Here is a 6,037-nt window from a genome sequence, read left to right as displayed (position 1 = left end):
AAGTTCGCTAAGTTAGATTGAGCTGAAAATTTCAGGCTAAGTTCACAAAGCTTTGAGAATCATTTTTAGATTTTTTAATCTGTGGCGAAAAATTTAACCGCAGAGTTCGCTAAGGTTTTACGCAAAGTTCGCTAAGTTAGATTGAGCTGAAAATTTCAGGCTAAGTTCACAAAGCTTTGAGAATCATTTTTTATTTTTTAATCTGTGGCGAAAAATTTAACCGCAGAGTTCGCAAAGGTTTTACGCAAAGTTCGCTAAGTTTTCATTTAAGCTGAAAATTTCAGAAGAAGTTCACAAAGCTTTGGTTTAATCTAAAATCTTATCTCTAAAATCTAAAATCTTTTCTCTGCCATCTTGTCATATTGATCACATTTACGTTATCTTTGCACTTTGAAATTATACAATGGAAAAGATTATTGAGGAAAGCAAACAGGGCGAAAGTCTTGTTTTGGAGAATAAACCTGAGAATACAAAAAAACTTTTTATTGAAAGTTACGGTTGTGCGATGAATTTTTCGGACAGTGAAGTCGTAGCTTCTATTTTATCGATAAACGGATATAACACTACACAAACTCTTGAAGACGCTGATTTGGTTCTGGTAAATACCTGCTCGATTCGGGACAAGGCAGAACAGACTATTCGTAAGCGTTTGGAGAAATATAATGCGGTAAAACGTATTAACCCAAAAATGAAAGTGGGCGTTTTAGGCTGTATGGCAGAACGTTTGAAAAGTCAATTTTTGGAAGAAGAAAAAATTGTTGACCTTGTTGTGGGCCCTGATGCTTACAAAGATTTGCCGAATTTATTGGCAGAGGTTGAGGAAGGCCGCGACGCTATTAATGTAATTTTATCGAAAGAGGAAACGTACGGAGATATTTCGCCAGTTCGTTTGATGAGCAACGGAATCACTGCTTTGGTTTCGATCACTCGTGGTTGCGATAACATGTGTACGTTTTGTGTTGTGCCCTTTACGCGTGGCCGTGAGCGTAGCCGTGAACCTCAGAGTATCATGAAGGAAATTCAGGATCTTTGGGACAAAGGCTTTAAGGAAATTACACTTTTAGGTCAAAACGTTGACAGTTACCTTTGGTACGGCGGTGGTTTGAAAAAAGATTTCGTAAACGCATCTGATATGCAAAAAGCGACAGCGGTTGATTTTGATCAATTGCTTGAAATGGTTGCTGTTGGTTTTCCTAAAATGCGTATTCGATTCTCGACTTCTAATCCGCAGGATATGCATGAGAGCATTTTACATGTTATTGCTAAATATCCTAATATCTGTAAACATATTCACTTACCGGTTCAGTCTGGAAGTGACCGAATTTTAAAAGAAATGAATCGTTTGCATACTCGTGAGGAATATATGACTTTGATTGATAAAATTAAAGCGATTATTCCGGATGCTTCGATTTCGCAGGATATGATTGCAGGTTTCCCAACAGAAACAGAACAAGATCACCAGGACACGATGAGTTTGATGGAATATGTGAAATATAATTTTGGTTATATGTATTCGTATTCTGAACGACCGGGAACTTTGGCCGGAAGAAAAATGGAAGATGATGTTCCTGAAGAAACTAAAGCAAGAAGATTGCAGGAAATTGTTGATTTACAACAAAAACACGCCTGGTTTCGCAGTGAAGAATTCGTTGGACAAGTTGTTGAAGTTTTGGTTGAAAAAGTGTCTAAAAAATCGACTGAAGAATTCTCAGGAAGAAATTCTCAAAGTATTACGGTTGTTTTTCCTAAAGAGAATTATAAAATTGGGGATTTTGTAAATGTAAAAATTACGAGTTGTACTAGTGGAACTTTAAAAGGTGAAGCGGTTGGATTGAGTGAAATGAATTAGTTTTTTTTTTGCCACAGATAAAATGATTAAAATGATTTTTTTTGTATTATTTTTCTTATTTTTAATTTTATGGTAAAAAATCAATTTATTTATGCAGTATTATAGAGAAAAAGAGACTTATAAGATTATTGGATTATGCATGGAGGTTCACAAGAATCTTGGCCCAGGATTATTAGAAATAGTCTACAAAGATGCTTTGGAAATAGAATTTAGAGAAAACAACATTCCCTTTGAAAGAGAAAAGGAATATTCAATTGAATACAAAGGTAAAATCTTACCTCATAAATTTTATGCCGACTTCATAATTAATAAAGATATTGTTTTGGAGGTAAAAGCAATAAAAGATTTTTCGAGTGAACATATTGCTCAGATTTTAAACTATATAAAATTGTCACATTCAGAATTGGGATTACTTATTAACTTTCAAACAAAATCTCTTCAATATAAAAGATATATTTTATAATTTAGAGAATCTGAGTTAATCATTTAATCTGTGGCAAAAGATAAAAAAACATAAATGGAAACAGTTCAAGCAATAAAACAACGATTTGAGATTATTGGAAATGATCCTAAATTAAATCGTGCCATCGAAAAAGCCATTCAGGTTGCTCCTACTGATATTTCGGTAATGGTAACTGGGGAAAGTGGTGTTGGTAAAGAAAATATTCCAAGAATAATCCATTCGCTTTCGCACAGAAAGCATGGAAAATACATTGCTGTAAACTGTGGTGCAATTCCGGAAGGAACCATTGACAGTGAACTTTTTGGACACGAAAAAGGAGCTTTTACCGGAGCAACAAGCACGCGTGAAGGTTATTTTGAAGTAGCTGACGGCGGAACTATTTTTCTGGATGAAGTAGGCGAATTACCTCTTACCACCCAGGTTCGTTTGCTTCGTGTGCTTGAAAATGGAGAGTTTATAAAAGTAGGTTCTTCGCAAGTGCAAAAAACAAATGTGAGAATTGTTGCTGCAACAAACGTAAACTTATTCAATGCTATTGAAAAAGGAAAATTCCGTGAGGATTTATATTATCGTTTGACTACGGTCGAAATTACTCTACCTCCTTTACGTGAAAGAAACGAAGACATTCATTTATTGTTCAGAAAATTTGTTGCCGATTTTGCGCATAAATATAAAATGCCACCGTTAAAGTTAGATGATGATGCAGTTCAGCTTTTGCAAAAATTCAGATGGAACGGAAACATTCGTCAGTTGCGAAATGTAGCCGAACAAATATCTGTTCTGGAAACTAATCGCGATATTACTTTGGCCACTTTAAAATCGTATTTACCAACTGAAGGCACTAATTTACCGTCTGTAATTAGCGATAAGAAAAAAGAAAGTGATTTTAGTACCGAAAGAGACATTTTATACAAAGTCCTTTTTGATATGAAAAGCGATCTAAATGACTTGAAAAAACTAACTTTGGAATTGATGAAAAACGGTACTTCAAAAGTACAGGACATCAACCCTAATTTAATTCAAAAAATATATGGTTCTCAGGAAAATGAAAGCGAGATAGATTTTGAAGAAGAACCCAGAACTGCTGTTATGACGCCTGCGACGCGCGAAGATAATTATCAAATGCAAGATGATAATTATTTGTTTGCCGAAACCATCGAAGAGGAAGAGGTTTTACGTTTAGAACAAAAAGAAATCGAAATGATCAAAAAATCATTAGAAAAAAATAAAGGAAAACGAAAAGCTGCTGCTGATGAGTTAGGTATTTCGGAAAGAACTTTATATCGAAAAATCAAACAATTCGATTTATAAAAATAAATAAATTCCAATTTTAAAAACTCCAAATTCCAACTTTAGAAAGGTTAAAACCTAAAAAACAAATTCCAAATAGCTTTGTCTGTTCGCTAACGCCCGGTTTCAAATTAGTATATTTGAAAAAAATATTCCTTCAATTGGAATTTGGAATTTTAAAAAATTAGAATTTGATTACTTATTAATTTTATGAAAAAAATATATTCTTTATTAGCTTTAATGAGCCTTTTTATGCTAAGCGGCTGTGGGCCTTACAATTTTACAGGAACAGGAAAAATTGATGCCAAAACGTTTCAGGTTAACTTTTTCCAAAATAATGCTGATTTGATTGAACCTGGAATTGACAGAACATTTACTTTGGCATTGCAGGATTTAATTCAAAATCAAACCAACCTTAACTTAGTAAGCAATAGCGGTGATCTGGTTTATGAAGGAGAAATTGTAGATTACAGAACGACTCCAATGACAGCAACTGCTGATCAGCAAGCGGCCCAAAACCGTTTAACGATTCGTATCAATGTTAGGTTTACCAATAAAAATAAAGAAACAGATGATTTCGAAAAACCATTCGAATTCTACTATGATTTCCCGGGAACTGGTTTACCAACTGGTGCAACTTTAAATACAGCACTTCAGACTATTTTTGAAAGAATCACTCAGGATATTTTTAATGATTCGTTAGCTAAATGGTAAGATTGTTTATTTATTGAAATCGATTATATAGTTTAATTGATTTTTTAAATGCCTAAATAGTTAAACAACAAGATTAAACAAAAGAATAAAAAATGAATGTAACTGATTATACCTACTTAATGAACAAACCCGATGCTATCACAGAAAAGCAAGCGGATGCATTAGGAAGTGTTTTGAATGAATTTCCGTATTTTCAAAGTGCGAGAGCATTGCGATTAAAAGGACTTTACAATCAAAATAGCTTTAAGTATAATTATGCCTTAAAAGTAACGGCCGCTCACACAACTGATCGCGCTGTTTTATTTGATTTTATTACTTCAGAAACTTTTACTTCAATCCAGAATGATCTTTATGATCGAAAATTAAGAGATCTTTTAGAAATAAAAGTAATCGACAGCGAAATTGTATCTTTTGAAGAAATTAAAAAAGCAACTGAAGTTCGAATTGATCCAATTGAACAATCGATTTTGAATTCTATAAAAGGAGCAACTAATGCTACTTTTACAGAGCCGACAGCAACAGAAGAAAAACCAATTGAAATAATTGATGAACAAGCGATTCTAAATTCTTTTAAAGAAGTAACACCAAATACTGTTGAAGAACAAGTAAATAGTGAAGAAAAGCCAATTGAAATAATTGATGAACAAGCGATTCTAAATTCATTTAAAGAAGTAGTACCTGCTACTGAAGAACCGGTAAAAACCGAAGAGATTAAAGTAGAGCCAATTACAGAACCAATTACAATTACTGAGCAGGCAATTCTTGATACCTTTAAAGAAGTAGCACCAACCACTTTTGAAGAACCGGTAAAAATTGAAGAGCAACCAATTGAACCGATTACTGAGCAATCTATTTTAGACACATTTAAGGAAGTAGCACCAACCACTTTTGAAGAATCTGCAAAAACTGAAGAAAAACCAATTGATCCGGTTTTTGAGCAGTCTATCTTAGAATCTATAAAAGAAGTTTCGAATATAACTTTTGAAGAAGCTACAATCGAGGAGCAAAAAGAAGAACTCATTGTTGAGGAGCCAATTTTAACTTCGGTTAAAGAACATACTCCAACATTTTTTGAAGAAATAGTAGAAGAAGAGGAAATAACAGAGCCGGAAATTCCCGCAGTAAGAGTTGATCCTATTGAGCAATCGATATTGAATTCGATCAAAGAAGCGAACTCCGTGGTTTTTGAAGAGCCAAAAATTATTGATGAACCTAAAATTGAAATTCAGGAAAATGTAAAAATTGCAACGGAAAACCTTGAAATAGGAAAACCACTTGATTTTTCTGTTAATGAAAAACATTCGTTTCAGGAATGGCTTCAATTAGCCCGAACAGAACCAATAGACAGGACAGAAGAAGGTCCTCAGGAGGCAAAACAAACTCAAAAAGCAGTACAACCAAAAGGTGAGGCAAAAATAATTGATCCTGAGAAAAAGAAAAAGGCAGAAATAATAGATAAATTTATAGAGACCAATCCCAAAATATCTCCTATAAAACAAACTGTAATAACACCTGCGGTACAATTCGACATTAATAAAGAAGATAATTCTTACTTAATGACAGAGACTTTAGCCAGAGTATATTTGGAACAAAAAAAATATACAAAAGCAATACAAGCATATGAAATATTAATTTTGAAATATCCAGAAAAAATTAGTTTCTTTGCAGACCGTATTTCGGATATCAAGATTTTACAACAAAATAACAATAATAATTAAGCA

5 protein-coding genes are annotated in these 6,037 nt (G+C 33.4%); all 5 read left to right on the top strand.

What is annotated here, in order from left to right; all coding sequences use genetic code 11:
• Positions 1–403 precede the first annotated feature (403 nt).
• The 5 genes from miaB (at position 404) to FLP_RS24985 (ending at position 6,034) form a co-directional block, all read left to right on the top strand.
• Positions 404–1,849 carry a tRNA (N6-isopentenyl adenosine(37)-C2)-methylthiotransferase MiaB gene (gene miaB / locus FLP_RS25005; RefSeq protein ID WP_065452209.1) on the top strand — a complete coding sequence of 482 codons (1,446 nt, stop codon included), beginning with the start codon at positions 404–406 and terminating at the stop codon, positions 1,847–1,849.
• Positions 1,850–1,940: 91 nt separating this feature from the next.
• Complete coding sequence (locus tag FLP_RS25000; protein WP_065452208.1) at positions 1,941–2,312, top strand: GxxExxY protein; 372 nt, start codon at positions 1,941–1,943, stop codon at positions 2,310–2,312.
• Positions 2,313–2,366: 54 nt separating this feature from the next.
• The gene (locus tag FLP_RS24995; RefSeq protein ID WP_065452207.1) at positions 2,367–3,623 is read left to right on the top strand and encodes a sigma-54 interaction domain-containing protein; all 1,257 of its coding nucleotides are present in this window, start codon (positions 2,367–2,369) and stop codon (positions 3,621–3,623) included.
• 189 nt (positions 3,624–3,812) lie between these two features.
• The gene (locus FLP_RS24990) at positions 3,813–4,316 is read left to right on the top strand and encodes an LptE family protein (protein ID WP_065452206.1); all 504 of its coding nucleotides are present in this window, start codon (positions 3,813–3,815) and stop codon (positions 4,314–4,316) included.
• 92 nt (positions 4,317–4,408) lie between these two features.
• Positions 4,409–6,034, top strand: a complete 1,626-nt coding sequence (locus tag FLP_RS24985) for a tetratricopeptide repeat protein (protein WP_065452205.1) — start codon at positions 4,409–4,411, stop codon at positions 6,032–6,034.
• Positions 6,035–6,037 lie beyond the last annotated feature (3 nt).

The organism is Flavobacterium piscis (assembly GCF_001686925.1).
Lineage (GTDB): Bacteria > Bacteroidota > Bacteroidia > Flavobacteriales > Flavobacteriaceae > Flavobacterium > Flavobacterium piscis.
This window is presented reverse-complemented; position numbering and strand designations above follow the sequence as displayed.